Raw genomic sequence first — 25,330 nt, 5'->3', positions numbered from 1 at the left:
CAGGGACTCCCCCCGTCGGCTGCCTCACAATGGATGCCATGCCGATATCCGGGACACCCAGCCGCGCCGAACTCGTCGAACACCTCGTCAGGACGCGCATCGCGGGCGACGTCGCCACCCCACGCGAGAACAACCTCTCCCACTACCGCAAGCTGGCGAACAGCGACCGCCACTACTGGCTCGGACTGGAACTCGGCGACCGGTGGAACGACGAGCAGGACGTCCTCGCGGTGATGGCGGAGCGGGTCGGCGTGAACGACGACCCCGAACACCGGTACGGCCAGGACACCATCGACCCGGAGCTGACCGTCGACGGCCTGGAGCGGATGGCCGGGCGGCTGCGCAAGGCGGCGGACGGGCAGCAGCGCGTCCTGTTCGCCACCGGCCACCCCGGCGGCCTCCTCGACGTGCACCGCGCAACCGCGTCGGCGCTGCGCGCGGCCGGCTGCGAGATCGTCGTCATCCCGGACGGGCTGACGACCGAGGAGGGTTACGTCATGCAGTTCGCGGACGTGGCGGTCCTGGAGCACGGCGCCACCCTGTGGCACACCCACTCGGGCGAACCCATGAAGGCGATCCTGACGGCCCTGGAGCGCGCGGGCCGCCCGCTGCCCGACCTGGTCGTCGCCGACCACGGCTGGGCCGGCTACGCGGGACAGCACGGCGTGGACTCCGTCGGCTACGCCGACTGCAACGACCCGGCCCTCTTCATCGCCGAGGCCGAGGGCACCGTGCAGGTGACGGTCCCCCTCGACGACCACGTGATCAGCCCCCGCCACTACGACCCGATGACGGCGTACCTGCTGGCGGAGGCGGGCCTCAGCTGAGGTCCCGCTCGCGCGGGACGCGGACCACGCCCTCCTGGATCACGGTGATGGCCAGCCGCCCGTCCTGCGTGTAGATCCGCGCCTGCCCCAGTCCCCGGCCGCCGTACGCGGACGGGGACTCCTGGTCGTACAGCAGCCACTCGTCGGCGCGGAACGGCCGGTGGAACCACATCGCGTGGTCGAGTGAGGCCCCGACGACGTCCCCGACGGCCCAGCCGCCGCGCCCGTGCGCGAGCAGCACGGAGTCGAGCAGCGTCATGTCGGAGACGTAGGTGGCGAGGACGACGTGCAGCAGCGGATCGTCCGCGAGCTTGCCGTTGGTGCGGAACCACACCTGCGAGTGCGGCTCGCGCGGCTCGCCGAACCGGCCGTAGGGCGGCTCGTCGACGTACCGGAGATCGACCGCGGCCCGGGCCTCGAGGAACTTCTCCACCACGGCGGGATCGAGATGCCCGTACGCGCGCAGCCGCTCCTCGCCGGTCGGCAGAGTCACGGGATCGGGCGAGGCGGGCATCGGCTCCTGGTGATCCAGCCCGTCCTCGTGCACCTGGAACGATGCCGAGAGGTGGAAGATCGGCTTGCCGTGCTGGACGGCGACCACCCGGCGGGTGGTGAAGGAGCGGCCGTCGCGGATCCGGTCGACGGTGTAGACGATGGGCGCGCCGGGGTCGCCGGGGCGCAGGAAGTACGCGTGCAGCGAGTGGGCGGGCCGGTCCTCGGGGACCGTGCGCCCGGCGGCGACGAGTGCCTGGGCCGCGACCTGCCCGCCGAAGACCCGGGGGACGACGGCGGACCGGGACCGGCCGCGGAAGATGTCCTCCTCGATCTGCTCGAGGTCGAGCAGATCGAGGAGGCTCTGGAGTGCATTGCTCATGGCAACTGTTGTACCGGCCAATGACTGCGGTCGGCTTACAGGCCCATGTTCTTCGCGATGATCGACTTCATGATCTCGCTGGTGCCGCCGTAGATGCGGTTGACGCGGTTGTCCGCGTACAGGCGGGCGATGGGGTACTCGTTCATGAAGCCGTAGCCGCCGTGCAGCTGGAGGCAGCGGTCGATGACGCGGTGGGCGACCTCGGTGCAGAACAGCTTGGCGGAGGCGGCCTCGGCGGGGGTGAGCTCGCCGGCGTCCAGGGCCTCGGTCGCGCGGTCGGCGACGGCCTCGGCGGCGTCCACCTCGGCCTGGCAGGCGGCCAGCTCGAACTTGGTGTTCTGGAACGACGCGACGGTCTTGCCGAAGACGGTGCGGTCCTGGACGTACTGCTTGGCGAACCGCACGGCGGCCTTGGCCTGGGCGTAGGCGCCGAAGGCGATGCCCCAGCGCTCGGAGGCGAGGTTGTGGCCGAGGTAGTAGAAGCCCTTGTTCTCCTCGCCGAGGAGGTCCTCGACCGGGACCTTGACGTCGACGAACGCCAGCTCGGCGGTGTCGGAGGTCTTCAGGCCGAGCTTGTCGAGCTTGCGGCCGACGGAGTAGCCCTCGGACTTGGTGTCCACGGCGAAGAGGGAGATGCCGTGGCGGCGGTCCTCGGCGGTCGGGGCGGAGGTGCGGGCGCAGACGATCATGCGGTCGGCGTGGACGCCGCCGGTGATGAAGGTCTTGGCACCGTTGAGGACGTAGTGCGTGCCGTCCTCGGAGAGCTTGGCGGTGGACTTCATGCCCGCGAGGTCGGAACCGGTGCCCGGCTCGGTCATCGCGATGGCCCACATCTCCTCGCCGGAGACGAACTTCGGCAGGAACCGCTTCTTCTGCTCGTCGTTGGCGAGCATCTTGATGTAGGGCAGGGCGAGCAGCACGTGCACGCCGGAGCCGCCGAAGGCGACGCCCGCGCGAGCGGTCTCCTCGTACAGCACGGCCTCGAACTTGTGGCTCTCCAGGCCCGCGCCGCCGAACTCCTCGGGCACGTTGATGCCGAAGATGCCCAGCTCACCGAGCTTGTAGTAGAAGTCGCGGGGCGCCTGGCCCGCCGCGAACCACTCGTCGTACACGGGTACGACCTCGGCCTCGATGAAGGCGCGAAGGGTCTCCCGGAACGCCTCGTGATCCTCGTTGAACACCGTACGGCGCACGCCGCCACCTCCAGGACTCCGCATGTCTAAGCGCTTGCTCAGTCCAAGATACCGGCGAGTATCGAGGAGCGTCCAGGGTTGGGGTGGGGAGACGCTCGTCACGCCTTGGGGCGGGGGTGGGGAGAGGGCGCCTCCGCCGGGAGGCGGGGCGAAGCCCGAGGGGTGCAAGGGGCGAAGCCCGCGGCCGGGACGCGGGGCGAAGCCCGAGGGGCACAGGGGGCGAAGCCTGCGGCCGGGACGCGGGGCGAAACCCGAGGGGCGCAAGGGGCGAAGCCTGCGGCCGGGACGCGGGGCGAAACCCGAGGGGCGCAAGGGGCGAAGCCTCCGGCCGGGACGCGGGGCGAAGCCCGAGGGGCACAGGGGGCGAAGCCTCCGGCCGGGACGCGGGGCGAAGCCCGAGGGGCGCAAGGGGCGAAGCCGCCGCCGGGGTCCGGGGCGGAGCCCCGAGGCGAGTCCGGCCCCTGTCCAACAGTTACGGGCGGGTGGGCGGGAAGCTCCCGGGGGAGCGAAGCCCCCGCCGCGGCGCAGGGCGAAGCCCCGAGGCGAGTCCGGCCCCTGTCCAACAGTTACGGGCGGGTGGGCGGGAAGCTCCCGGGGCGCGGGGCGGAGCCCCGGGGCGAGTTCGGCCTCCTGGCAGACAGCTCCGGGCGGGTGGGCGGGAAAGGCCCGCTAAACCCCCGCCGCAGCGAACGCCCCCCGAGCCATCCGGTGCAGCAACTCCGCCGTAGCCCCCCGCCCGGACAACGACCCACCCCTCCCCAGATGCGGAGTCGAGTTCAGCAACCCGAACACCGCGTGCACGGCCGACCGTGCCGCCGGCTCCCCCAGCCCCGGGTACACCTCCCGCACGACCCCCACCCACAGCTCCACGTACTGCCGCTGCAGCTGCCGCACCATCTTCCGGTCGCTGTCCCGGAGGCGATCCAGCTCCCGGTCGTGCAGGGTGATCAGAGGCCGGTCATCGAGCGCGAAGTCGATATGCCCCTCGATCAGCGAGTCGAGGACCACCTCCGCCCCCGCACCCCCGTCCGCCTCCGCGTCCGCCAGCCTCCGCTTCGCCCCCGTCAGCAACTGCCCGCTGATCCCCACCAGCAGCTCCGCGAGCATCGCGTCCTTGCCCGCGAAGTGCCGGTACAGCCCGGGCCCGCTGATCCCGACCGCGGCACCTATCTCGTCGACTCCGACCCCGTGGAAGCCCCGCTCGGCGAACAGCCGCGCGGCCTCGTTGAGGATCTGCTCACGGCGGGTGGGGGCGTCGGTTCTGGTGGCCATGAAATCAATTCTAGACAGGGAGGTTAGCGGTCGTTAACCTGAAGGAAATGCGTTAACGCTCATTAACAAGGTGAGGGGACCCGCAGGATGCACGAGGCACCGGAGCTCACGAGCGCGGCAGACCCCGCGTCGGAGGCCTTTCGGGCCAACGAGGAGGCGCACCACGCCCTCGTCGAGGAGCTGCGCACCAAGCTCGCCGCCGCCGCACAGGGCGGCGGCGAGAAGGCCCGCGCGCGCCACACCGCGCGCGGCAAGCTGCTCCCCCGCGACCGCGTCGACACCCTCCTCGACCCGGGCTCGCCGTTCCTGGAGCTGGCCCCGCTCGCGGCCGACGGGATGTACGAGGGGCAGGCCCCGGCCGCCGGCGTCATCGCCGGCATCGGCAGGGTCAGCGGCCGCGAGACGGTGGTCATCGCCAACGACGCCACGGTCAAGGGCGGCACCTACTACCCGATGACCGTGAAGAAGCACCTCCGCGCCCAGGAGGTCGCCCTCGACAACCGCCTCCCCTGCGTCTACCTGGTGGACTCCGGCGGCGCCTTCCTCCCCATGCAGGACGAGGTCTTCCCCGACCGGGACCACTTCGGCCGCATCTTCTACAACCAGGCCCGCATGTCCGGCGCCGGCATCCCCCAGATCGCCGCCGTCCTCGGCTCGTGCACGGCCGGCGGGGCGTACGTCCCGGCGATGAGCGACGAGGCGGTGATCGTCCGCAACCAGGGCACGATCTTCCTGGGCGGCCCGCCCCTGGTGAAGGCGGCCACCGGCGAGGTCGTCACGGCGGAGGAGCTGGGCGGCGGCGAGGTCCACTCGCGCGTCTCGGGCGTCACGGACCACCTCGCGGAGAACGACGCGCACGCCCTGCGCATCGTCCGCACCATCGCCTCCACCCTCCCCGCCCGAGGGCCGCTCCCCTGGGAGGTCACTCAGGCGACGGAACCCAAGGTCGACCCGCACGGCCTCTACGGCGCGGTCCCGGTCGACTCCCGCACCCCCTACGACGTGCGCGAGATCATCGCCCGGGTCGTCGACGGCTCCCGCTTCGCGGAGTTCAAGTCCGAGTTCGGCCAGACCCTGGTCACGGGCTTCGCCCGGATCCACGGCCACCCGGTGGGCATCGTCGCCAACAACGGCATCCTGTTCGCCGAGTCCGCGCAGAAGGGCGCCCACTTCATCGAGCTGTGCGACCAGCGCGGCATCCCGCTGGTGTTCCTGCAGAACATCTCGGGCTTCATGGTCGGCAAGGACTACGAGGCGGGCGGCATCGCCAAGCACGGCGCCAAGATGGTCACGGCGGTGGCCTGCACGCGCGTCCCGAAGCTCACGGTCGTGGTCGGCGGCTCCTACGGCGCGGGCAACTACTCGATGTGCGGCAGGGCCTACTCCCCCCGCTTCCTGTGGATGTGGCCGAACGCCAAGATCTCGGTCATGGGCGGCGAGCAGGCCGCCTCGGTCCTCGCGACCGTCAAGCGGGACCAGCTTGAGGGCCGCGGCGAGTCCTGGCCGGCCGAGGCCGAGGACGCCTTCAAGGCCCCGATCCGCGCCCAGTACGAGCGCCAGGGCAACGCCTACTACGCGTCGGCCCGCCTCTGGGACGACGGAGTGATCGACCCGCTGGACACCCGCCAGGTCCTGGGCCTGGCCCTGACCGCGTGCGCCAACGCGCCTCTGGGTGACCCCCAGTTCGGCGTCTTCCGGATGTGAGGGGACGGACGACGATGTTCGAGACAGTACTGGTGGCCAACCGGGGCGAGATCGCCGTACGCGTCATCCGGACGCTGCGGTCGATGGGCGTGCGCTCGGTGGCCGTCTTCTCCGACGCGGACGCCGACGCCCGGCACGTCCGCGAGGCGGACACAGCGGTCCGGATCGGCCCGGCCCCCGCGTCGATGAGCTACCTCTCGGTGGAACGCCTGCTGGAGGCAGCGGCCCGCACGGGCGCGCAGGCCGTCCACCCGGGCTACGGCTTCCTCGCGGAGAACGCCGCCTTCGCGCGCGCCTGCGCCGAAGCCGGCCTGGTCTTCATCGGCCCCCCGCCGGACGCGATCGCGCTGATGGGCGACAAGATCCGCGCCAAGGAGACGGTCCAGGAGGCCGGGGTGCCGGTGGTGCCCGGCGGACGTGACCCGGACCTGGCCGAGGCGGCCCGCGGGCTGGGCGCGCCGGTGCTGCTGAAGCCCAGCGCGGGCGGCGGCGGCAAGGGCATGCGCCTGGTGCGGGACCTGACGCGGCTGGAGGACGAGATCGCGTCGGCCCGCCGTGAGGCCCGCGCCTCCTTCGGCGACGACACGCTCCTGGTGGAGCGGTGGATCGACCGCCCGCGCCACATCGAGATCCAGGTCCTGGCGGACGGCCACGGCAACGTGGTCCACCTCGGGGAGCGCGAGTGCTCCCTCCAGCGCCGCCACCAGAAGATCATCGAAGAGGCGCCGAGCGTGCTCCTCGACGAGGAGACGCGTTCCGCGATGGGCGAGGCGGCGGTCCAGGCGGCCCGCTCCTGCGGCTACCGGGGCGCGGGCACGGTGGAGTTCATCGTCCCCGGCAACGACCCGTCGTCGTACTACTTCATGGAGATGAACACCCGCCTCCAGGTGGAGCACCCGGTCACCGAGCTGATCACCGGCCTCGATCTGGTCGAGTGGCAGCTGCGCGTGGCGGCCGGAGAGCCGCTCGGCTTCACCCAGACGGACGTACGGCTGACCGGCCACGCGGTGGAGGCCCGCATCTGCGCCGAGGACCCGGCCCGCGGCTTCCTTCCCTCCGGGGGCACGGTCCTGAGGCTGCGTGAGCCGCAGGGCGACGGCGTCCGCACCGACTCGGGCCTCACCGAGGGCACGGAGGTCGGCAGCCTCTACGACCCGATGCTCTCCAAGGTCATCGCGTACGGCCCCGACCGTGCGACGGCCCTGCGCAAGCTCCGCGCGGCCCTGGCGGAGACGGTCACGCTCGGCGTGCAGACGAACGCCGGGTTCCTGCGCCGTCTGCTCGCCCACCCGGCGGTGGTCTCCGGCGACATGGACACCGGCCTGGTCGAACGCGAGGTCGAGGACCTGGTCGCGACGGACGTGCCGGAGGAGGTGTACGAGGCGGCGGCGGCCGTACGCCTGGAGGCCCTGAAGCCCGAGCCGGGCGGCTGGACGGACCCCTTCTCGGTCCCGAGCGGCTGGCGCCTGGGCGGCGCACCGAAGCCGCCGGTCTTCCACCTGCGGGTGCAGGAGCCCGAGGAGTACACCCCGCGCGGCACGGCCACGGTCACCACCGACCGGGTCTCCGTCACGCTGGACGGCGTCCGCCACACCTTCCACCGCGCCGCCGACTGGCTCGGCCGCGACGGCGACGCCTGGCACGTACGCGACCACGACCCGGTCGCCGCGTCCCTCACCCGCGCCGCCCACGCGGGTGCCGACTCGCTGACCGCCCCGATGCCCGGCACGGTGACGGTGGTGAAGGTCGCGGTCGGGGACGAGGTGGGCGCCGGTCAGAGCCTGCTGGTGGTGGAGGCGATGAAGATGGAACACGTCATCTCCGCGCCGCACGCCGGAAAGGTCACCGAACTGGACGTGGCCCCCGGCACCACGGTCGCCATGGACCAGGTGCTGGCGGTCATCGCACCGCACGAGGAGGCGGCGGAATGACAGTCCCCGGACTTCCGATGGTCGTCCCGAGCAGGGACCTGCCCACCCGGGTCCGCATCCACGAGGTCGGCGCCCGGGACGGTCTGCAGAACGAGAAGGCGACGGTCCCCACGGAGGTCAAGGCGCGGTTCATCCACCGCCTGGCCGAGGCCGGCCTGACGACGATCGAGGCGACGAGCTTCGTCCACCCCAAGTGGGTCCCCCAACTGGCGGACGCGGAAGCACTGTTCCCGATGGTCGCCGACCTGCCCGTCGCGCTCCCGGTCCTCGTCCCGAACGAGCGTGGCCTGGACCGCGCGCTGGCGCTGGGCGCCCGCCGGGTGGCCGTCTTCGCCAGCGCCACGGAGTCCTTCGCCAAGGCCAACCTCAACCGCACGGTGGACGAGGCGCTGGCGATGTTCGAGCCGGTGGTGGCCCGGGCGAAGGCCGATTCGGTCCACGTCCGCGGCTACCTCTCGATGTGCTTCGGCGACCCCTGGGAGGGCGCGGTCCCGATCGACCGGGTGGTGCGGGTCTGCCGCGCCCTGCTGGACATGGGCTGCGACGAGCTGAGCCTGGGAGACACGATCGGTGTGGCGACCCCGGGCCACGTGGTCGCACTCCTCGCGGCCCTGGACGAAGCGGGGGTGCCACCCGCCACCCTCGCGGTCCACTTCCACGACACCTACGGCCAGGCCCTCGCCAACACCCTCGCGGCGCTCCAGCAGGGCGTGGCGACGATCGACGCCTCCGCGGGCGGCCTGGGCGGCTGCCCGTACGCCAAGTCGGCCACCGGCAACCTCGCCACCGAAGACCTCGTGTGGATGCTGCGGGGCCTCGGCATCGACACCGGAATCGACCTCGGCCGCCTCGTCGCCACGAGCGCGTGGATGGCCGCCCACCTGGGCCGACCCAGCCCGTCCCGCACCGTCCGAGCCCTGTCCCACGAGGACACCGAGGAGCACTGATCACCATGGACTACCGTCTCTCCCCCGAGCTGGAGGAACTCCGCCGTACGGTCGAGGAGTTCGCGCACGAGGTGGTGGCGCCGAAGATCGGCGACTTCTACGAGCGGCACGAGTTCCCGTACGAGATCGTCCGCGAGATGGGCCGCATGGGCCTGTTCGGCCTGCCGTTCCCCGAGGAGTACGGCGGCATGGGCGGCGACTACCTGGCCCTCGGCGTGGCTCTGGAGGAACTGGCGCGGGTCGACTCCTCGATCGCCATCACCCTGGAGGCCGGCGTCTCGCTGGGCGCGATGCCGATCCACCTCTACGGCACCGAGGCGCAGAAGCGGGAGTGGCTCCCGCGTCTCTGCTCGGGCGAAGTGCTGGGCGCGTTCGGCCTGACGGAGCCGGACGGCGGCAGCGACGCGGGCGCGACCCGTACGACGGCCCGCCTGGACGCCGCCACGAACGAATGGGTGATCAACGGCACCAAGTGCTTCATCACCAACTCGGGCACGGACATCACGGGCCTGGTGACGGTCACGGCGGTCACCGGCCGCAAGCCCGACGGCAAGCCGCAGATCTCCTCGATCATCGTCCCGTCCGGCACGCCCGGCTTCACGGTCGCGGCCCCCTACTCGAAGGTCGGCTGGAACGCCTCGGACACCCGTGAGCTGTCCTTCACGGACGTCCGGGTCCCGGCGGAGAACCTCCTGGGCGAGGAGGGCCGCGGCTACGCCCAGTTCCTGCGCATCCTCGACGAGGGCAGGATCGCGATCGCGGCCCTGGCGACGGGCCTGGCGCAGGGCTGCGTGGACGAGTCGGTCAAGTACGCCAAGGAACGCCACGCGTTCGGCAAGCCGATCGCCGCCAACCAGGCCATCCAGTTCAAGATCGCGGACATGGAGATGAAGGCCCACACGGCCCGCCTGGCCTGGCGCGACGCGGCGGCCCGCCTGGTGTCCGGAGCCCCCTTCAAGAAGGAAGCGGCCCTGGCGAAACTCCACTCGTCCACGGTCGCGGTCGACAACGCCCGCGAGGCCACCCAGATCCACGGCGGCTACGGCTTCATGAACGAGTACCCGGTCGCCCGCATGTGGCGGGACTCAAAGATCCTGGAAATCGGCGAGGGCACGAGCGAGGTCCAGCGCATGCTGATCGCCCGGGAGTTGGGGCTCGTCGGCTGAGCTCCTGATCAGGGCCCCGCAGACCCGACAGCAGCCCCCGTCGCGACCATGGCGACAGGGGCTGCTTATGCTTCGCTGTCCCTCAACGAGGTAGTCGGGTGGCGCGCGATCCTGGTCGGCTGCGCGCTGGCGGGCCTGACGGCCACGATCCCGCTGCTGCTCGCGCTCGCCCCCTGCACCTGGCTGCTGGTCGTGGCCAACTTCGTGGCAGGAACGGCGTCCGTATTCCCTCCGCGGCTCATCCTCCTCGCCACCCTCGCCATGGTCGCCACTCCCTCCTCCGCGCGCTGGTCCCGAAGACCGCAGAACCGCTGCCAGCCACCGAAGATCCGGTGCCTCGCTGAGTTCGACTCTCACGCGCGTGAGGGCCTGTCGTCATCTGTCCGCCAACTTCTTGATCAACAGGTCATGACCAATACTCCGTGGTCGTTCATCGTGCAAGATCCGCTGGAAGAGAAGGTGATCGCGCCAGGCTCCATTGGCGTACAGATACTTCGGCGCGCAGCCGTACTGGGCGAATCCGGCCTTCGTCAGAACCCGCTGTGAGGCCATGTTGTCCACCATCGTCCCTGCCTCGACGCGATGCAGTGCGAACTCTTCTCGGGCGGCCAGGCACACCGCTTCGACAGCGGCAGTGGCAATGCCGCGCCCGGCTCGCTCCGCGTCGACCCAGTAACCGACGCTCGCACTGCACAGGGGACCGAGGGCGATCCTTGACAGGGAGATGGCGCCGACGAGCCGCCCGCCATCTGTCTCAACGAGCACCCAGAGCATGGCCTGCCCGACTGCCCGCTGAGCGAGCTGCTCTCTCAACCGGGTCCGTTGCCCGCCTTCGGTGAAAAAGGTCCAGTGCCGGTCGGGTTCCCAGGGGTGCATGTACGTACGGTTCCGCAGCAGCGCCCCCGCAAGTGCTCCGGCATCGTCCAGGACGGCCGCCCTCATCTCCACGCCCTCAGTGATCACACCCATATTTCCTCGGCTTCCCATCGGATGTGGCGTCTGCGGTTGGCGCCTTTCGAGTCCCTTCAAGCCTTTCAGCATGCCGAGCCACTGCGTTACCCGTCGAGCATGATTACCCGGCACTAAGCTGCATGCAGGATCTCTCCAGGGGGGCAAACGGTGGAGAACATCTCCATAGCAGGCATGAGTCGGCTGAGTGACGTCGAAATCGGCGTCTTCCGCTGGATCGCGCAACACGGCCACTTGACCATCGAAACAGCGGCTCAGGATCTGGGGCTCACAGTCGAGACCGTAGAACACGCCGCCTCCGTGCTCACCGCCCGGCACTTGCTTCGACCACTGCAAGGGCCTACAGCGGAGACCCGGCTCATATCCGTTGCTCCCGAGACAGCGGCAGCGACCTTGCTCAGCCCCATCGAGACCGCACTTCGCAGCCAGTTGGCACGCGCTGAGGAGCTGCGAGGGGAATTCAACGCGCTCGGCCCCCTGTACGCCGAGGTACGGCAAACCCAGCGGTACCACACTCCGATCGAAGAGGTCCACGACACCAAGGCCTTTGTCGAACGGATCGACGACGCGATCGCACAGTGCCGAGCAGAGGTGCTCACCTGCCAACCCGGCCGCGAGCACCCCACAGGACCGGCGGAGTTGGCGAGCGCCCGCGACCTGGCCCTTCTCCGGCGCGGCGTACAGATGCGCACCCTCTACCAACACACGGCTCGCCATGACACAACGACACAGGACTACGTCAGGAAGCTCGCCTCGACGGGAGCCCAGATCCGGACCCTGCCCGAGCTCTTCGGCCGGATGACTGTGATCGATGAGAAGGTCGCGTTCGTCTCTCGCCACGATCCGCAGGATGGTGCGGCCATCATCCACGACCCGTTCACGGTCAGTTACCTTTGCTCGGTCTTCGAGCACTCCTGGGTTCTCGCCACTCCGCTCAACCCAGGCCATTTCGGCACGCCGACCATCAGTACCGAGGCCAAACAGGCGATTGTGCGGCTGCTGACCGAAGGCCTCAAGGACGAAGTCATAGCCCGCCGGTTGAACATGTCCCTACGAACCTGCCGGAAGCACATCAGGGAAATCATGGAGAGCTTCCGTGCCGAGAGTCGATTCCAGCTCGGTTACCTCATCCGCGCGAGGCTGGGCGATGCCGGCAACCCCGGTTCCGGTCACATCGACAGCGTGGTTGATGCCGCCTGCTCCCATCGATCATGACTCTCCAAGTCCGGTGGGATCGACCGCGCGAACGTTACGGACGACGTGCTCGGTGAGCGACCGGCCGCAGCGGACCCTGAAGCGTGCGGTGGGACCGGGCCGTTCGAGGTCCAGGAGCAGGGTGCGTTCGTCGGTCCAGCCCTGCAACCGGAATTCGGCGTTGCCAATGTGGATGAGTCCGAAGCGCGGTTCGCCGGCGATACAGAGGACTAGGCGCCCGTCGATCTGCTCAATCCTGCCGGGGAGGCTGTCGGAGGGGTCGGCGCCCGAGTCGTCGGACCAGTCCGGGAAGGTGGCGGGCACATCGAGCTCGCAGGTCAGGCCCTCCTTCTCGAATGGCTGGAGTGGAACCTCTTCCCGGGCGAACAGGACGTCGCTCCAGGGCAGCGCGGCGCGGAATTCGGCCGGGAAGAGACCCATCAGTTCCGGGGTGGGAACGCAGTCGACAACCAGGTGGATACGTCGCTGGGCGCTGCGATTGCGGGCGATGTGCAGGCGGTCGAAGTCCGCGTACCACAGTTGCCCTGCGTCCCAGTGATAGGTCTCGCCGCCCACGAGAAGTTCCGCTCCGAGCTGGGTCACGATCGGGATGTGCAGCCGGAGGGAGCCCCAGGGAAAGTTTGTGCGGCCGTCCCGGTGCTCATGGGTTTCGGCTCCCGGCCCGAGTGCCATGAGTCGGACGCTGTGGAGTGGAGCGGGGATCCTGCCCAGCACCTCGGCATGGTAGGGGCTGCGGGCCAGAGCCTCGGTGTCGAGGTGGTCTTCCAGCCCGGCGCCGCCCGGGTCGGTTCGCGCCAGGCTCCCGTTGGGGCCGCGCAGGGGGATGATCTTCCAGTCGAAGGCGTCCTCCGCGCCCAGGCCGTTCTGGCTCACCGGACGGTTGGGGCGCCATGTGAGATCCGACAGAGCGGCGACCTCTGCAGCGAGCCGTACGGCGTCGACGGTGAAATCCAGTGGTGCGGCCGGCGGCAGATGCGCCCACGTAGCGTTGTCCACAGAGGTCAGAGGCTCGGAAGACACGGGCATTCTGGAGTTCCTCACTTGTCACTGTGCTGTGGTAATTGGTCCGTAACAGCCTGGTCGGCCGAGGCCGTCTGCATCACGGTGTGCGGATCGGCCCGCCATGGGCGAGTCCTGCCGGCCGCGGCCGCCGCCGCGAGTGCGGTGAGTCCCCCGGCCACGAACACCCAGGGTGCGGAGATCCACTCGGCCAAGAGCCCGCCGATTGCCAGTCCGGTGCCCTGAGTGGTGATGGAGCCGGTACCGGCGAGGGTCATGGCGCGGCCCCGCAGATGTGGAGGCACATTTTCGATGAAGAGCTGGTCGAGTGGGAGGGCGTAGGCGGTTCCCGCTCCGCTCAGCAGCAGCAGGGCGAGTGCCCAGGGCAAGGTGGGCTCGACGGCGAAACATGCGAGCGGAGCCACTGCGAGAAGCAACAGGGCGGGAACGCTCCGGGCGCGCCTTTCGGCTCTGACGAATCGGGCGACTGCCGCCTCGCCGAGTGCGGTGCCGACGGCCGGGGCCGCCAGGAGAAGGCCCACTGCGGTGGGTCCTCCTCCCAACTGCTCGGCGTAGGGGGCTGCGAGTCCTTCCGGCATGACGACCAGCGCGGTGGGCAGCCACTGCAGGAACAGCAGACGCCGCAGCAGCGGCGTGGTCAGGATCATCCGGTTGCCCTGCACAGTGGCACGGATGACACCCGTGCTCTCCTGACGCCCGGCGGACGTAGCAGGCCGGGGGCGGACTGTCAGGAGCACGACCACGATAGCGAAGGCGAAAGTCGCCGCGTCCAGGAACAGAGCGGCTCGCGGAGTGACCAGGAGCAGCATGAGACCACCGAGGCCGAAGCCCAGAGTCTGGCCAATCTGAATAGTGCCCGAGAACATCGAGCGGGCCAGGGCGTAACCTTCCATGCCGACGATCTCGGGGAGCATGGTCTGGCGGGCCGCCCGGAACGCGGGCGTCAGCGCCCCGGATGCCGTAACCAGGCACAGCAGGACAGCAACCGACATGCCGGGCAAAGTCATCAGCAGCACACACACCAGGCGCGCGGCATCGCCGATGAGCATCACCCGGCGGGCCGGAAACCGGTCCACCACGGAGGACAGCAGGGCCGCCGTCAACACCTGGGGCACGAAGCCCAGAGCGTACGTCAGCGCGGCGGCCAGGGCGGACCCCGTGCGGTCGTACACCAGGACCGACAGTGCAATCTTCGTGAGAACGTCACCGAGGATGGACACCGTGTGGGCCGCGAACAGACCGTTGAACTCACGGTTGCCGAGCAGCACCTTGTAGGTGATCGGCCCGCTCATGTGGGCGAGCCGATCGACATCGGGCAGCCGGTCGACGCAGGGCCCTGCCGGGCTGATCCGGTACGGGCAGTGTGAACAGGTGCGGGGCGCGCGGTGAGGTTCACCATGAGTCCGCTGGGCGTCAGCTCCCGGGCGGGATCGGGAACCACGGTCGTCCCGGGAGCGGCATCCACGCGGAAGTCGCGGAGCAGCAGCGCAGTGCCCAGCGTCATCTCGATCAGGCTCCAGGAGAGTCCCATGCACACCAGGGGGCCCGCGCCGAAAGGCAGATACGCATGGGGCACAGCCGTGGTACCGGATCCATCGGAGAGCCAGCGATCCGGGTCGAAGGACAGCGGGTCGGGGAACCACTGGGCGTCACGCTGGATTACGTAAGAGGGGACCATCACCTTGGTGCCGCGGGCCAGAGTGTAACCGCCGAGCTCGGTGTCATGAAGCGTGTGGCGGGCGTACACCCAGTTCGGTGGCCACAGGCGCAGCGCCTCCTTGACCGCTCGCCCGGTGTACTCGAGCTGCTCGTAGTGGGCATGCGTGATCGGGTCCGACGGCGGGAGCACGGCGGCGGCCTCGGTCGCGATGCGCTCTTGGGCCTCCGGGTTCTTGATCAGCTCGTGGATGATCCAGCCGAACCCGGAAGAGGGCGCGCTCTGAGCGGCCAGCAGGGTGGCCGCCAACGTCTCGAGGATGACCCGGTCGGTAAGCACTCCATGCCGACCTGTCGGTTTCATCAACACGCCGAGCAGGTCATCCGCTTCCGTCCGCCCTTCCTTCCGGCGGACGTCGATCACCCGGGCTATTCCGTCCTCCAACGCCCGGTTGGCGCGTGCCACGCGCCGGTGACGCGGCAGCGGCAGCCAGGAGGGCAGCGCGATCGTGCTGCGGATGACCGGAAGGAGGGCGTCGAACAGTTCCTGCTCCAAGCCCTCCGCTATCGGCGCATCCTGCGAGAAACAGATCATCGCGCCGAGACGGGAGGTAAGGCGCCGCATGTCCGCGACGATCTCGATGTCACTGCCGGAATCCCAAGACGGAATCGCGGCCCGCATCTCAGTCCCGATCATGGGGATCTTCGCCTGCATTGTGGACGGGCGCATTCCGCGCATTCGCGCAGCACGCGAAGAGGACCACTGCTGCCGTGTCGCCTCATCCTCTTTCTGCTTCCGGTGGAGGAAGTCCACCTCTCCGCCGAAGTCGTTGTTGGTGCGCAGGAGAACCTCGCCCGCCAGGGCCGGGTCGGACACGACGACGATGTGGTGGTCGAAGGACCAGATCGCTCCATACCGTTCGGACATACTGGTCATGAAGCCAAGCCGGTCCTCGTCGTAGGCCGGCCCGTTACCGGCGAGACGCGCGCCACGCGGGCCTGGAGGTCGTTTCATCGGATCCCCTTGGTTGGTCGGTCCGGCTTGAGCGCCCGTGGGGCTGGACAGGAGCGAAAGCTCTGCCCAGCCCCAAGAATCAGCGCCCTGACTGCAGATCAGGGGGAGCTGCTCAGTACTTGTAGAAGCCGGCCAGGGCGGTCATCTTCGTGCGGCGGGCAATCGCGTACGAGGCAGTCTTGAGCAGGGCCATCGTCAGCACCTTCTTCCATGACAGGGGGCCGTCCCGGAACGGGAAACGACCCAAAGTGGTTGCGTTTTCAACTCCGTGGATTTTCCTCGGAATTGCCGTTGCCCCCACAGACTGCCGACTGCCCAGGGAGAGAGTCCAGCGTGATCGGGCGGCAGAAGCTGCATGCATCAAATAACCAGGGGTTGCTTGTGGAGATCCCGGACATTGCGCCGCCGCGCGCTCGCGGAATGCGCAACGAGGACTTCGGCGACACCGTTTGAGCGTCCTTCACCGGCGACGTGACCGTGAAGGACGCGAGGACGGCGTTCGGGCTGATGAGCGACGTCATGTCGGTGCCTCATCTCGGGTCGATGAGCCACTGACCCTTGCCGCTGCGGCGGGCCGAGAGGACCAGGCATGCGCCAATTCCATGGCCCGCCAGAGGGGTTCGGCAGGGCTCAGGTACGGGGCCAGCCCTTGCCGACGGTCACCTCGCGTGCGATGCGACGCCACTGCCCTTCCCCGCCCGGCAGGGGCCAGGCCCAGGTCGGCTGTTCCGCGGTGTTCACATCATCGAGGAGGCGGACGAGCTGTAGCCCGGCGGTGGCGGCGCCGTCCGGGACGGTGGGACCGTGGATGGCGCGGAGTTCGGCGAAGCGTTCCAGTTCGTACTCATAGAAGCCCACAGCGTCATCGATCCGTGCGGTCAGGTCTTCGCCCGGCACCGTGCGGTGCAACCGCAGCAGCGGAGGCTCGACGGACTCGGCGATCGCCGCGGCAAGTCGTGCGTGACCATCCAAGATCAGATGACAGTCCAGTCCACTGACCCGCCACAACAGAACGGGTGGGAGCGTCCCCTCGCGGACTTGCCTGCGGTAGGCCTTGACTCGGCCGTCGCCCGGGCCGGGCATCGGCCGCAGGGGCAGGACCTCGAACGATGTGGAGTGCGGAAACCAGTCGATGTATCCGTCCGGATGGCCCTCGACGAGCATCGACCTCCAGTACTCGGCATGCGAAGAGGCAGCGGGGCGCCAGCGCTGGAGCGGGCTCTCGCAAGAGAGTAGCCATCGGCCATCGTGCAACGGGCTGCCCGGGGAGTCGATGAGGTATCGCGCGAAGCGGTGAGCCCACCGTTCCGGGCTGCCCGACAGGGCCCGCCCCACGCCAGCGCGCAGCGGCGGGACGAAGGAGCGGTATTCGTCAGTGCGCCAGAAATCCACGCCCTGTAGGGGCTCTTCGACAACGGCGAGCAGCACAGGCCGCGACAGCTGGGAGACCAGCAGCCGCGGCCCAGCACTGAAAACACACAGCTCCGGCTGGTGGCGGTCCTGTACCTCCAAGGACAGGCCCACCCATGTGCCGTCGCCTCGCGTGACATCACTGCGCCGCATGCCAAGAGCGTAGGCGGCGACTACGAGGCGCCAGTGACGCCCCTGGCCGGGCGGCTGACCCGCACAAGCCGCCCCGGTCGAACGCGGCCCCTTCGCGAGCATCATCGGCCGCACGGGCACAGCGAGATCAGCTCGGTACGAGTAAGCGGGGCGATCGCAGGCACGCTGCGGCCGGGTCTCGCACGTCCAGCAGCGCAGCAGAGGGCGGCATCGGCGGCGCACCGCAACGCGGACGGGTCGCGGGCGTTGACTATGTCGCGCCGCGGGCCGTGGACACTCGGCTCGCCGCCGCTCCCCCAGGACCTTCAGCCGGCCAAGTGGCGCCGCCGTGGGCTTCCTTGGTACGCCAAGCCCGCACCCGGTCAGGGTGACGAGTTCGTGTTGCAGGTCGCTCGCACCGACCTGGTCCGGGCCCTGACCGGCCGTCTCACGTCGTAGCGATCGCGCCGAGCCGGACTCAGGCTGCCTGGTGACGGGGCTCACCGCACCCCCGGGCATCCCCACCCCCACCCTCGGGCACACACCCCACGTCCCCCTGGACAGATTCTCAGGTTAGGCTAACCTAATCACGATCTCAGCCACGAGGTTGTCGGCCATGCCTGCAGTGGCTCCGTACGCACGAAAGCAGACCCAGTCATGTCGAACGCCAGAACCGCCCGTTTCTCCCGTCGCGGCCTGCTCGCCGCCGGTGGTGCTCTCGGGCTCGGCGCCCTCGTGACCGCGTGTGGCAGCGAAGACTCCAAGGACGGCGGCTCGGACGCGAAGGGTGTCGCCAAGTCCGGCCCCTGGTCCTTCAAGGACGACCGCGGCAAGACCGTGAGCCTGGACAAGGCCCCCACGAAGATCGTCGCGTTCACCGGCGTCGCCGCCGCCCTGTACGACTACGGCATCGACGTCAAGGGCGTCTTTGGCCCGACGAAGACCAAGGACGGCAAGGCCGACGTCCAGGCCGGCGACATGGACGTCAGCAAGCTGACCGTCTTCGGCAACCGCTTCGACCAGTTCAACGTCGAGCAGTACGCGGCCTTCCAGCCCGAGGTGCTCATCACCACCACCTTCGACGCCGCCGGCACCCTCTGGTACGTCCCGGAGGCCTCCAAGGACAAGATCGCCAAGCTCGCCCCCAGCGTGGCCGTCTCGGTCTTCGACCGTCAGATGCCGAAGCCGCTGCAGCGCATGGCCGAGCTCGCCGAATCGCTCGGCGCCGACCTGAAGGACGCGAAGGTCGTCGAGGCGAAGAAGCGTTTCGAGGCCGCCTCCGAGCGTCTGCGCAAGGCCGCCAAGTCCCGCCCCGAGATCAAGGTCATGGCCGGGTCCGCCTCGGACGCCATCTTCTACGTCTCCGGCTCCAACTTCTCCATCGACCTGGAGTACTTCAAGGCCCTCGGCGTGAACCTCGTCGAGCCCCCGAAGAAGGCCATGGAGGCCAACGGCGGCTGGTTCGAGAACCTCAGCTGGGAGAACGTCGACAAGTACCCGGCCGACATCATCATGATGGACGACCGCGCCTCGACCATCCAGCCGGCCGACATCACCGAGGCCACCTGGAAGAAGCTGCCCGCGGTCAAGGCGGGTCAGGTCATCGCGCGTTCGCCCGAGCCGATCCTGTCGTACGACAAGTGCGTGCCCCTGGTCGAGAACCTCGCCAAGGCGATCGAGAGCGCGAAGAAGGTCGCCTGACGCGCCGCCCGCGGGGCGCTTGAGGGGGTGTCGCGGGAGCGGGCCGGATGCGGCTCGTCGCGCCCGCGCGGCCGAGCCGCATGCCGACACGGCCCCACGTCCCCCAGGTGCCTCCACTCACCCCTGACGATGAATCAGGAGTCGACATGACCACCGCCGTAGCCGCCCCGTTCCGTTTCTTCTCCCTCCAGGTCCTGCGGACGAGGCGGCTCGGACCGTCCCTCGTGCGTGTCACCTTCGGGGGCCCCGATCTGCACGCGTTCCACTCCGACGGCCAGGACCAGTCCCTGTCCCTGTTCCTGCCGCACCCGGGGCAGCCCGAGCCGGTCGTCCCGCTCGAGCTCGGGGACGGCTGGTGGCAGGGCTGGCGTGAACTCCCGGACGACGTACGGGCCGTGATGCGCTCGTACACCCTGCGCGGCCTGCGCCGGGACCCGGACGAGATCGACATCGACTTCGCCCTGCACGGCATCGGACCGGACGCCTCCGTCCAGGCCGGCCCCGCCTCCCGCTGGGCGGCCCGCGCCACCGCCGGGGACCGGGTCCTGCTGCTCGGTCCCGCCGTCGCCGACAACCGGGCGATCCGTTTCCGGCCGCCCGAGGACACCGACCTCGTCGTCGTCTGGGGCGACGAGACCGCCGTCCCGGCCGCCTCCGCCATCGTCGAGTCGCTGCCGGCCGGCACCCGCGCCCGGGTCTGGCTGGAGGTCCCGCACGCCGGCGACATCCAGGACCTGGTGACCCTGGCCGACGCCGAGATCACCTGGCTGGTCAAGGAGGAGGGGACCGCCGAGGGGTCCCCCATGGCCCTCGGCGCCCTTGGCGACACCCCGCTGCCGTCGGCGGAGCGGCCGTACGTCTGGATCGCCGGCGAGTCCGGGTGCGTCAAGGAGCTGCGCCGGCACTTCGTGCGCGAGCTCGGGATCGACCGGCGCAGGGTGACGTTCGTCGGCTACTGGCGCCGCGGCGTGAGCGAGGAGCAGCTGCGGGCGGAGGCGTAGCCACCGCCCCTCACCGGCCGGAAGCCGCAGCCCGTCAGGAGCCGCGGCCTCATCCTTGGCCGCCCCTCCCCCAACGGGCCGCAGCCGCAGCCGTACACGACCGAAGTGACACGAGTGACCACAGTCACGGCAGGGGCCACTCCCGCGCTGATCGACTTAGGTTAGGCTTGCCTAAGTTGGACGGAGCCCAGCCCATCCTGTCCCGCACCGGACCGTCCCCACCGGAGGACCCCCACATGCGCTCGCACCTGCTCAACGACACCACCGCGGAGCAGTACCGCCGCTCCGTGACCGAAGGAGTCGAGCGGGTGGCCGCCAAACTCGCCGCCACCGACCGGCCGTTCACCGGCATCAGCGTCGACGCCCTCTCCCCCCGCATCGACGAGATCGACCTCGACCAGCCGCTGCACGACACCGCCGCGGTGCTGGACGAACTGGAGGACGTCTACCTCCGGGACGCGATCTACTTCCACCACCCCCGCTACCTGGCCCACCTGAACTGCCCGGTCGTCATCCCGGCCGTGCTCGGCGAGGCCGTCCTGTCCGCCGTGAACTCCTCCCTCGACACCTGGGACCAGTCGGCCGGCGGCACGCTCATCGAGCGGAAACTGATCGACTGGACGACCGAGCGGATCGGCCTCGGCCCCGCCGCCGACGGCGTGTTCACCTCCGGCGGCACGCAGTCCAACCTCCAGGCCCTGCTGCTGGCCCGCGAGGAGGCCAAGAGCAACGACCTCGCCGAACTGCGCATCTTCGCCTCCGAGGTCAGCCACTTCAGCGTGAAGAAGTCCGCGAAGCTCCTCGGGCTCGGCCCGGACGCCGTGGTCTCCATACCCGTCGACCACGACAAGCGCATGCAGACCGTCGCGCTCGCCCGCGAACTGGAGCGCTGCGCGACGGACGGCCTCGTCCCCATGGCCGTCGTCGCCACCGCCGGCACCACCGACTTCGGCTCCATCGACCCGCTGCCCGAGATCGCCGAACTGTGCGAGCAGTTCGGCACCTGGATGCACGTCGACGCCGCCTACGGCTGCGGCCTCCTCGCCTCCCTGAAGCACCGGGACCGCATCAGCGGCATCGAGCGCGCCGACTCGGTCACCGTCGACTACCACAAGTCCTTCTTCCAGCCGGTGAGTTCCTCGGCCGTGCTCGTGCGGGACGCCGCCACGCTCCGCCACGCCACGTACCACGCCGAGTACCTGAACCCGCGCCGCATGGTGGAGGAGCGCATCCCCAACCAGGTGGACAAGTCCCTGCAGACCACCCGCCGCTTCGACGCCCTCAAGCTGTGGATGACCCTGCGGACCATGGGCGCCGACGGCATCGGGCAGCTCTTCGACGAGGTGTGCGAGCTGGCCCGGGAAGGCTGGAAGCTGATCGCCGCCGACCCGCGCTTCGACGTCGTCGTCGAGCCGAGCCTGTCCACGCTGGTCTTCCGCTACATCCCGGCGGCCGTCACCGACCCGGCCGAGATCGACCGCGCCAACCTCTACGCCCGCAAGGCCCTGTTCGCCTCCGGTGACGCCATCGTCGCGGGCACCAAGGTCGGCGGCCGCCACTACCTGAAGTTCACCCTGCTGAACCCCGAGACGCAGGTGTCCGACATCGCCGCCGTCCTCGATCTGATCGCCGGCCACGCCGAGCAGTACCTGGGAGAGTCCCTTGACCGCGCGTCCTGACAACCCGGCCCCTTCTCCCGCGACTCACGACTTCGTGGGGATCGGGCTCGGCCCCTTCAACCTCGGCCTGGCCTGCCTGACCGAGCCGATCGACGAACTCGACGGCGTCTTCCTGGAGTCGAAGCCCGACTTCGAGTGGCACGCCGGCATGTTCCTGGACGGTGCCCACCTCCAGACGCCGTTCATGTCGGACCTGGTCACCCTCGCCGACCCGACGTCCCCGTACTCCTTCCTGAACTACCTGAAGGAGAAGGGCCGGCTCTACTCGTTCTACATCCGCGAGAACTTCTACCCGCTGCGCGTCGAGTACGACGACTACTGCCGCTGGGCCGCGGGCAAACTGAGCAGCATCCGCTTCGGCACGACGGTCGCCGAGGTGACGTACGAGGACGAGCTCTACGTCGTGCGGACCACCGCCGGAGACATCTACCGGGCCCGTCACCTGGTCCTCGGCACCGGCACCCCGCCCTACATACCCGAGGCCTGCCAGGGCCTGGGCGGTGACTTCATCCACAACTCCCGCTACCTGGCGGGCAAGGCGGAGCTTCAGAAGAAGGACTCGATCACCCTGGTCGGCTCGGGCCAGTCGGCGGCCGAGATCTACCACGACCTGCTCAGCGAGATCGACGTCCACGGCTACCGGCTGAACTGGGTCACCCGCTCCCCGCGCTTCTTCCCGCTGGAGTACACCAAGCTCACGCTGGAGATGACGTCCCCGGAGTACGTCGACTACTTCCGGGAGCTGCCCGAGGCGACCCGCTACCGCCTCACGGCCGAGCAGAAGGGCCTGTTCAAGGGCATCGACGGCGACCTCATCAACGAGATCTTCGACCTGCTCTACCAGAAGAACCTCTCCGGCCCCGTCCCCACCCGGCTGCTCACCAACTCCTCGCTGAACAGCGCGCGTCACGAGAACGGCACCTACACCCTCGGCTTCCGTCAGGAGGAGCAGGGCAAGGACTTCGAGCTGGACTCGCAGGGCCTGGTCCTGGCCACGGGCTACAAGTACGCCGAACCCGAGTTCCTCGCGCCGGTCAAGGACCGCCTGGTCTACGACTCACGGGGCAACTTCGACGTCGCCCGCAACTACGCGATCGACGTCACCGGCCGCGGGATCTTCCTGCAGAACGCCGGGGTCCACACGCACAGCATCACCAGCCCCGACCTGGGCATGGGCCCCTACCGGAACGCGTACATCATCCGCGAGCTGCTTGGCAGCGAGTACTACCCGGTGGAGAAGACGATCGCGTTCCAGGAGTTCGCCGTATGAGCGCCGCCACCGGTATCGGAACACTCACCGTCCGCCCCCTCGACCCCCTGAAGGACGCCGGGCTGCTGCACTCCTGGGTCACCCACCCCAAGGCGGCCTACTGGATGATGCAGGACGCCGAACTCCAGGACGTCGAGCGCGAGTACATGCGGATCGCGGCGCACGAGCACCACGACGCCTACCTCGGTCTGCACGAGGGCCGGCCCGCGTTCCTCATGGAGAAGTACGACCCCCGGTACGTCGAGCTGGTCGGCCTGTACGACCCGGAGCCCGGCGATGTCGGCATGCACTTCCTGGTCGCGCCGACCGACCGGCCGATCCACGGCTTCACCAAGGCCGTCATCACCACCGTGATGGACGAGCTGTTCGCCGACCCGCGCACCCGCCGGGTCGTGGTGGAGCCCGACGTGAGCAACAAGGCAGTCCACGCGCTCAACGAGGCCGTCGGCTTCGTGGCCGAGCGCGAGATCGACAAGCCGGAGAAGCGCGCGCTGCTCAGCTTCTGCACGCGCGCACAGTTCCTGGCCGCCCGAGGAGTGACCGTATGACCCTGTCCGACGCCGTAGCGCATCTGTCCCCCCACCGCTGGGCGCGGGCCAACCGCCTCCTGATCCGCAAAGCACTCGCCGAGTTCGCGCACGAGCGGCTGATCACCCCCGAGCAGGACGGGGAGAGTTACGTCGTCCGCAGCGACGACGGCCTGACGAGCTACCGCTTCTCCGCGTCCCGCCGCGCCCTGGACCACTGGCAGGTCGACGCCGACTCGATCACCCGCCACCGGGACGGCGCCGAGGTCCCGCTGGCCGCGCTGGACTTCTTCATCGAGCTGCAGAAGTCCCTCGGCCTGAGCGACGACATCCTGCCGGTCTACCTGGAGGAGATCTCCTCCACGCTCTCCGGCACCTGTTACAAGCTCACCAAGCCGAAGACCACGGCGGCCGAACTGGCCCGCGGCGACTTCCAGGCCATCGAGGCCGGCATGACCGAGGGCCATCCCTGCTTCGTCGCCAACAACGGGCGGCTCGGCTTCGGCATCCACGAGTACCTGTCGTACGCGCCGGAGACGGCGAGCCCGGTTCGCCTGGTATGGCTGGCCGCGCACCGGTCGCGTGCCGCGTTCACAGCCGGTGTCGGCATCGAGTACGAGTCGTTCCTGCGTCAGGAACTGGGCGCGGAGACCGTCGACCGCTTCCAGGGCGTCCTGCGCGAGCAGGACCTGGACCCCGGCGAGTACCTGCTCATCCCGGTCCACCCCTGGCAGTGGTGGAACAAGCTCAGTGTCACCTTCGCGGCCGATGTGGCCCGCCGGCACCTGGTGTGCCTGGGCGAGGGCGACGACGAGTACCTGGCCCAGCAGTCCATCCGGACGTTCTTCAACAAGACCAGCCCCGAGAAGCACTACGTCAAAACGGCGCTCTCGGTCATCAACATGGGCTTCATGCGCGGCCTGTCGGCGGCCTACATGGAGGCGACCCCGGCGATCAACGACTGGCTGGCCCAGCTCATCGAGGGCGACCCGGTGTTCAAGTCCACCGGCCTGTCGATCATCCGGGAGCGCGCGGCCGTCGGTTACCGGCACCTGGAGTACGAGCAGGCCACGGACCGCTACTCGCCGTACCGCAAGATGCTCGCCGCGCTGTGGCGGGAGAGCCCGGTGCCGTCGCTGGACGAGGGCGAGTCCCTGGCCACCATGGCGTCCCTGGTCCACGTCGACCACGAGGGCGCGTCCGTCGCGGGCGCGCTGATCGAGCAGTCGGGCCTCGCCCCGAAGGAGTGGCTGCGCCGCTACCTCCAGGCCTACTTCACGCCCCTCCTGCACAGCTTCTACGCCTACGACCTGGTGTTCATGCCGCACGGTGAGAACGTCATCCTGGTGCTGAAGGACGGGGTGGTGCAGCGCGCGATCTACAAGGACATCGCCGAGGAGATCGCGGTCATGGACCCGGACGCGGTGCTGCCGCCCGCGGTGGAGCGGCTCCGGGTGGAGGTCCCGGAGGACAAGAAACTCCTGTCGATCTTCACAGACGTCTTCGACTGCTTCTTCCGCTTCCTCGCGGCGAACCTCGCCACCGAGGGCGTCCTGCAGGAGACCGACTTCTGGCAGACGGTCGCGGACGTCACCCGCGCCTACCAGGAGTCGAAGCCCGAACTCGCCGACAGGTTCGAGCAGTACGACATGTTCGCCCCCGAGTTCGCCCTCTCCTGCCTCAACCGCCTCCAGCTCCGCAACAACGCGCAGATGGTGGACCTGGCAGACCCGTCCGGAGCCCTCCAGCTGGTGGGCAACCTGGAGAACCCGATCGCGGGCTTCTGACCCGGAGACGGACGGGCACCCCGGAGTACGGTCC

At 69.4% G+C, this 25,330-nt stretch carries 21 protein-coding genes and 1 pseudogene; 13 read left to right on the top strand and 9 right to left on the bottom strand.

Annotation, left to right across the window (positions count from 1 at the left end):
- Positions 1–38: 38 nt before the first annotated feature.
- Positions 39–827, top strand: coding sequence for a phosphatase (locus ABTX60_RS18470; protein ID WP_352098081.1), 789 nt, complete (start codon positions 39–41; stop codon positions 825–827).
- Here ABTX60_RS18470 and ABTX60_RS18465 read toward each other — a convergent pair.
- The 3 genes from ABTX60_RS18465 to ABTX60_RS18455 all read right to left on the bottom strand — a co-directional run bounded on the left by ABTX60_RS18465 (position 820) and on the right by ABTX60_RS18455 (position 4,166).
- On the bottom strand, positions 820–1,701 hold the full coding sequence (locus ABTX60_RS18465; protein WP_352098080.1) for an acyl-CoA thioesterase: 882 nt from the start codon (positions 1,699–1,701) through the stop codon (positions 820–822). The genes ABTX60_RS18470 and ABTX60_RS18465 overlap by 8 nt on opposite strands.
- Before the next feature lie 35 nt (positions 1,702–1,736).
- Complete coding sequence (locus tag ABTX60_RS18460) at positions 1,737–2,894, bottom strand: acyl-CoA dehydrogenase family protein (protein ID WP_053674038.1); 1,158 nt, start codon at positions 2,892–2,894, stop codon at positions 1,737–1,739.
- A 669-nt stretch (positions 2,895–3,563) separates the two neighbouring features.
- A complete protein-coding gene (locus tag ABTX60_RS18455) occupies positions 3,564–4,166 on the bottom strand; it encodes an SACE_7040 family transcriptional regulator (RefSeq protein WP_352098079.1) in 603 nt (200 codons plus the stop codon).
- Between the two features lie 87 nt (positions 4,167–4,253).
- Here ABTX60_RS18455 and ABTX60_RS18450 point away from each other — a divergent pair, with 87 nt between their 5' ends.
- The 5 genes from ABTX60_RS18450 to ABTX60_RS43240 are packed head-to-tail and all read left to right on the top strand — an operon-like array spanning position 4,254 to position 10,460.
- Positions 4,254–5,870 carry a carboxyl transferase domain-containing protein gene (locus tag ABTX60_RS18450; RefSeq protein ID WP_352098078.1) on the top strand — a complete coding sequence of 539 codons (1,617 nt, stop codon included), beginning with the start codon at positions 4,254–4,256 and terminating at the stop codon, positions 5,868–5,870.
- 14 nt (positions 5,871–5,884) lie between these two features.
- Positions 5,885–7,801, top strand: coding sequence for an acetyl/propionyl/methylcrotonyl-CoA carboxylase subunit alpha (locus tag ABTX60_RS18445; RefSeq protein WP_352098077.1), 1,917 nt, complete (start codon positions 5,885–5,887; stop codon positions 7,799–7,801).
- Positions 7,798–8,748, top strand: a complete 951-nt coding sequence (locus tag ABTX60_RS18440; protein ID WP_352098076.1) for a hydroxymethylglutaryl-CoA lyase — start codon at positions 7,798–7,800, stop codon at positions 8,746–8,748. The genes ABTX60_RS18445 and ABTX60_RS18440 overlap by 4 nt, the downstream gene beginning before the upstream one ends.
- A 5-nt stretch (positions 8,749–8,753) precedes the next feature.
- Positions 8,754–9,914 carry an acyl-CoA dehydrogenase family protein gene (locus ABTX60_RS18435; protein ID WP_352098075.1) on the top strand — a complete coding sequence of 387 codons (1,161 nt, stop codon included), beginning with the start codon at positions 8,754–8,756 and terminating at the stop codon, positions 9,912–9,914.
- 48 nt (positions 9,915–9,962) lie between these two features.
- Entirely contained in the window at positions 9,963–10,460 is a 498-nt protein-coding gene (locus tag ABTX60_RS43240; protein WP_502992349.1) for a hypothetical protein, read from the top strand.
- Between the two features lie 30 nt (positions 10,461–10,490).
- On the opposite strand, the pseudogene ABTX60_RS43235 reads toward ABTX60_RS43240, so the two are convergent.
- A pseudogene (locus ABTX60_RS43235) lies at positions 10,491–10,856 on the bottom strand (GNAT family N-acetyltransferase); the annotation flags it as partial.
- Between the two features lie 177 nt (positions 10,857–11,033).
- On the opposite strand from ABTX60_RS43235, the gene ABTX60_RS18425 reads away from it, so the two are divergent.
- Positions 11,034–12,098: a helix-turn-helix transcriptional regulator gene (locus tag ABTX60_RS18425; protein WP_352098073.1), complete on the top strand. Its 1,065-nt coding sequence runs from the start codon at positions 11,034–11,036 to the stop codon at positions 12,096–12,098.
- Here the strand turns inward: ABTX60_RS18425 and ABTX60_RS18420 are convergent.
- The 5 genes from ABTX60_RS18420 to ABTX60_RS18400 all read right to left on the bottom strand — a co-directional run bounded on the left by ABTX60_RS18420 (position 12,093) and on the right by ABTX60_RS18400 (position 17,352).
- A complete protein-coding gene (locus ABTX60_RS18420; RefSeq protein WP_352098072.1) occupies positions 12,093–13,124 on the bottom strand; it encodes an aspartyl/asparaginyl beta-hydroxylase domain-containing protein in 1,032 nt (343 codons plus the stop codon). The two genes, ABTX60_RS18425 and ABTX60_RS18420, sit on opposite strands and share 6 nt — an antisense overlap.
- An 11-nt stretch (positions 13,125–13,135) precedes the next feature.
- Positions 13,136–14,410 carry an MFS transporter gene (locus tag ABTX60_RS18415; RefSeq protein ID WP_352098071.1) on the bottom strand — a complete coding sequence of 425 codons (1,275 nt, stop codon included), beginning with the start codon at positions 14,408–14,410 and terminating at the stop codon, positions 13,136–13,138.
- Positions 14,407–15,789 (bottom strand): cytochrome P450, encoded by a 1,383-nt coding sequence (locus ABTX60_RS18410; RefSeq protein WP_352098070.1) that lies wholly within the window; start codon positions 15,787–15,789, stop codon positions 14,407–14,409. Before ABTX60_RS18410 ends, ABTX60_RS18415 begins: the two co-directional genes overlap by 4 nt.
- A 112-nt stretch (positions 15,790–15,901) precedes the next feature.
- Positions 15,902–16,036, bottom strand: coding sequence for a hypothetical protein (locus tag ABTX60_RS18405; RefSeq protein ID WP_352098069.1), 135 nt, complete (start codon positions 16,034–16,036; stop codon positions 15,902–15,904).
- Between the two features lie 383 nt (positions 16,037–16,419).
- Positions 16,420–17,352, bottom strand: a complete 933-nt coding sequence (locus ABTX60_RS18400; protein WP_352098068.1) for a hypothetical protein — start codon at positions 17,350–17,352, stop codon at positions 16,420–16,422.
- Positions 17,353–17,988: 636 nt separating this feature from the next.
- Between ABTX60_RS18400 and ABTX60_RS18395 the strand changes: the two genes are divergently transcribed.
- The 6 genes from ABTX60_RS18395 to ABTX60_RS18370 all read left to right on the top strand — a co-directional run bounded on the left by ABTX60_RS18395 (position 17,989) and on the right by ABTX60_RS18370 (position 25,296).
- Positions 17,989–19,032 (top strand): ABC transporter substrate-binding protein, encoded by a 1,044-nt coding sequence (locus ABTX60_RS18395; RefSeq protein ID WP_352098067.1) that lies wholly within the window; start codon positions 17,989–17,991, stop codon positions 19,030–19,032.
- A gap of 146 nt (positions 19,033–19,178) precedes the next feature.
- Positions 19,179–20,033, top strand: coding sequence for a siderophore-interacting protein (locus ABTX60_RS18390; RefSeq protein WP_352098066.1), 855 nt, complete (start codon positions 19,179–19,181; stop codon positions 20,031–20,033).
- 236 nt (positions 20,034–20,269) lie between these two features.
- Positions 20,270–21,712 carry a lysine decarboxylase DesA gene (desA, locus tag ABTX60_RS18385; protein WP_352098065.1) on the top strand — a complete coding sequence of 481 codons (1,443 nt, stop codon included), beginning with the start codon at positions 20,270–20,272 and terminating at the stop codon, positions 21,710–21,712.
- Positions 21,696–22,982, top strand: a complete 1,287-nt coding sequence (locus ABTX60_RS18380) for a lysine N(6)-hydroxylase/L-ornithine N(5)-oxygenase family protein (RefSeq protein WP_352098064.1) — start codon at positions 21,696–21,698, stop codon at positions 22,980–22,982. Before desA ends, ABTX60_RS18380 begins: the two co-directional genes overlap by 17 nt.
- Positions 22,979–23,530 carry a GNAT family N-acetyltransferase gene (locus tag ABTX60_RS18375; RefSeq protein ID WP_352098063.1) on the top strand — a complete coding sequence of 184 codons (552 nt, stop codon included), beginning with the start codon at positions 22,979–22,981 and terminating at the stop codon, positions 23,528–23,530. Before ABTX60_RS18380 ends, ABTX60_RS18375 begins: the two co-directional genes overlap by 4 nt.
- Positions 23,527–25,296 carry an IucA/IucC family protein gene (locus tag ABTX60_RS18370; RefSeq protein ID WP_352098062.1) on the top strand — a complete coding sequence of 590 codons (1,770 nt, stop codon included), beginning with the start codon at positions 23,527–23,529 and terminating at the stop codon, positions 25,294–25,296. Before ABTX60_RS18375 ends, ABTX60_RS18370 begins: the two co-directional genes overlap by 4 nt.
- Positions 25,297–25,330: the final 34 nt, after the last annotated feature.

The sequence above is a fragment of the Streptomyces sp. NPDC126510 genome (assembly GCF_040302345.1).
Lineage (GTDB): Bacteria > Actinomycetota > Actinomycetes > Streptomycetales > Streptomycetaceae > Streptomyces.
Note: the sequence above shows the minus strand (reverse complement) of the source record. Positions and strands in the feature narration are given on the sequence as shown.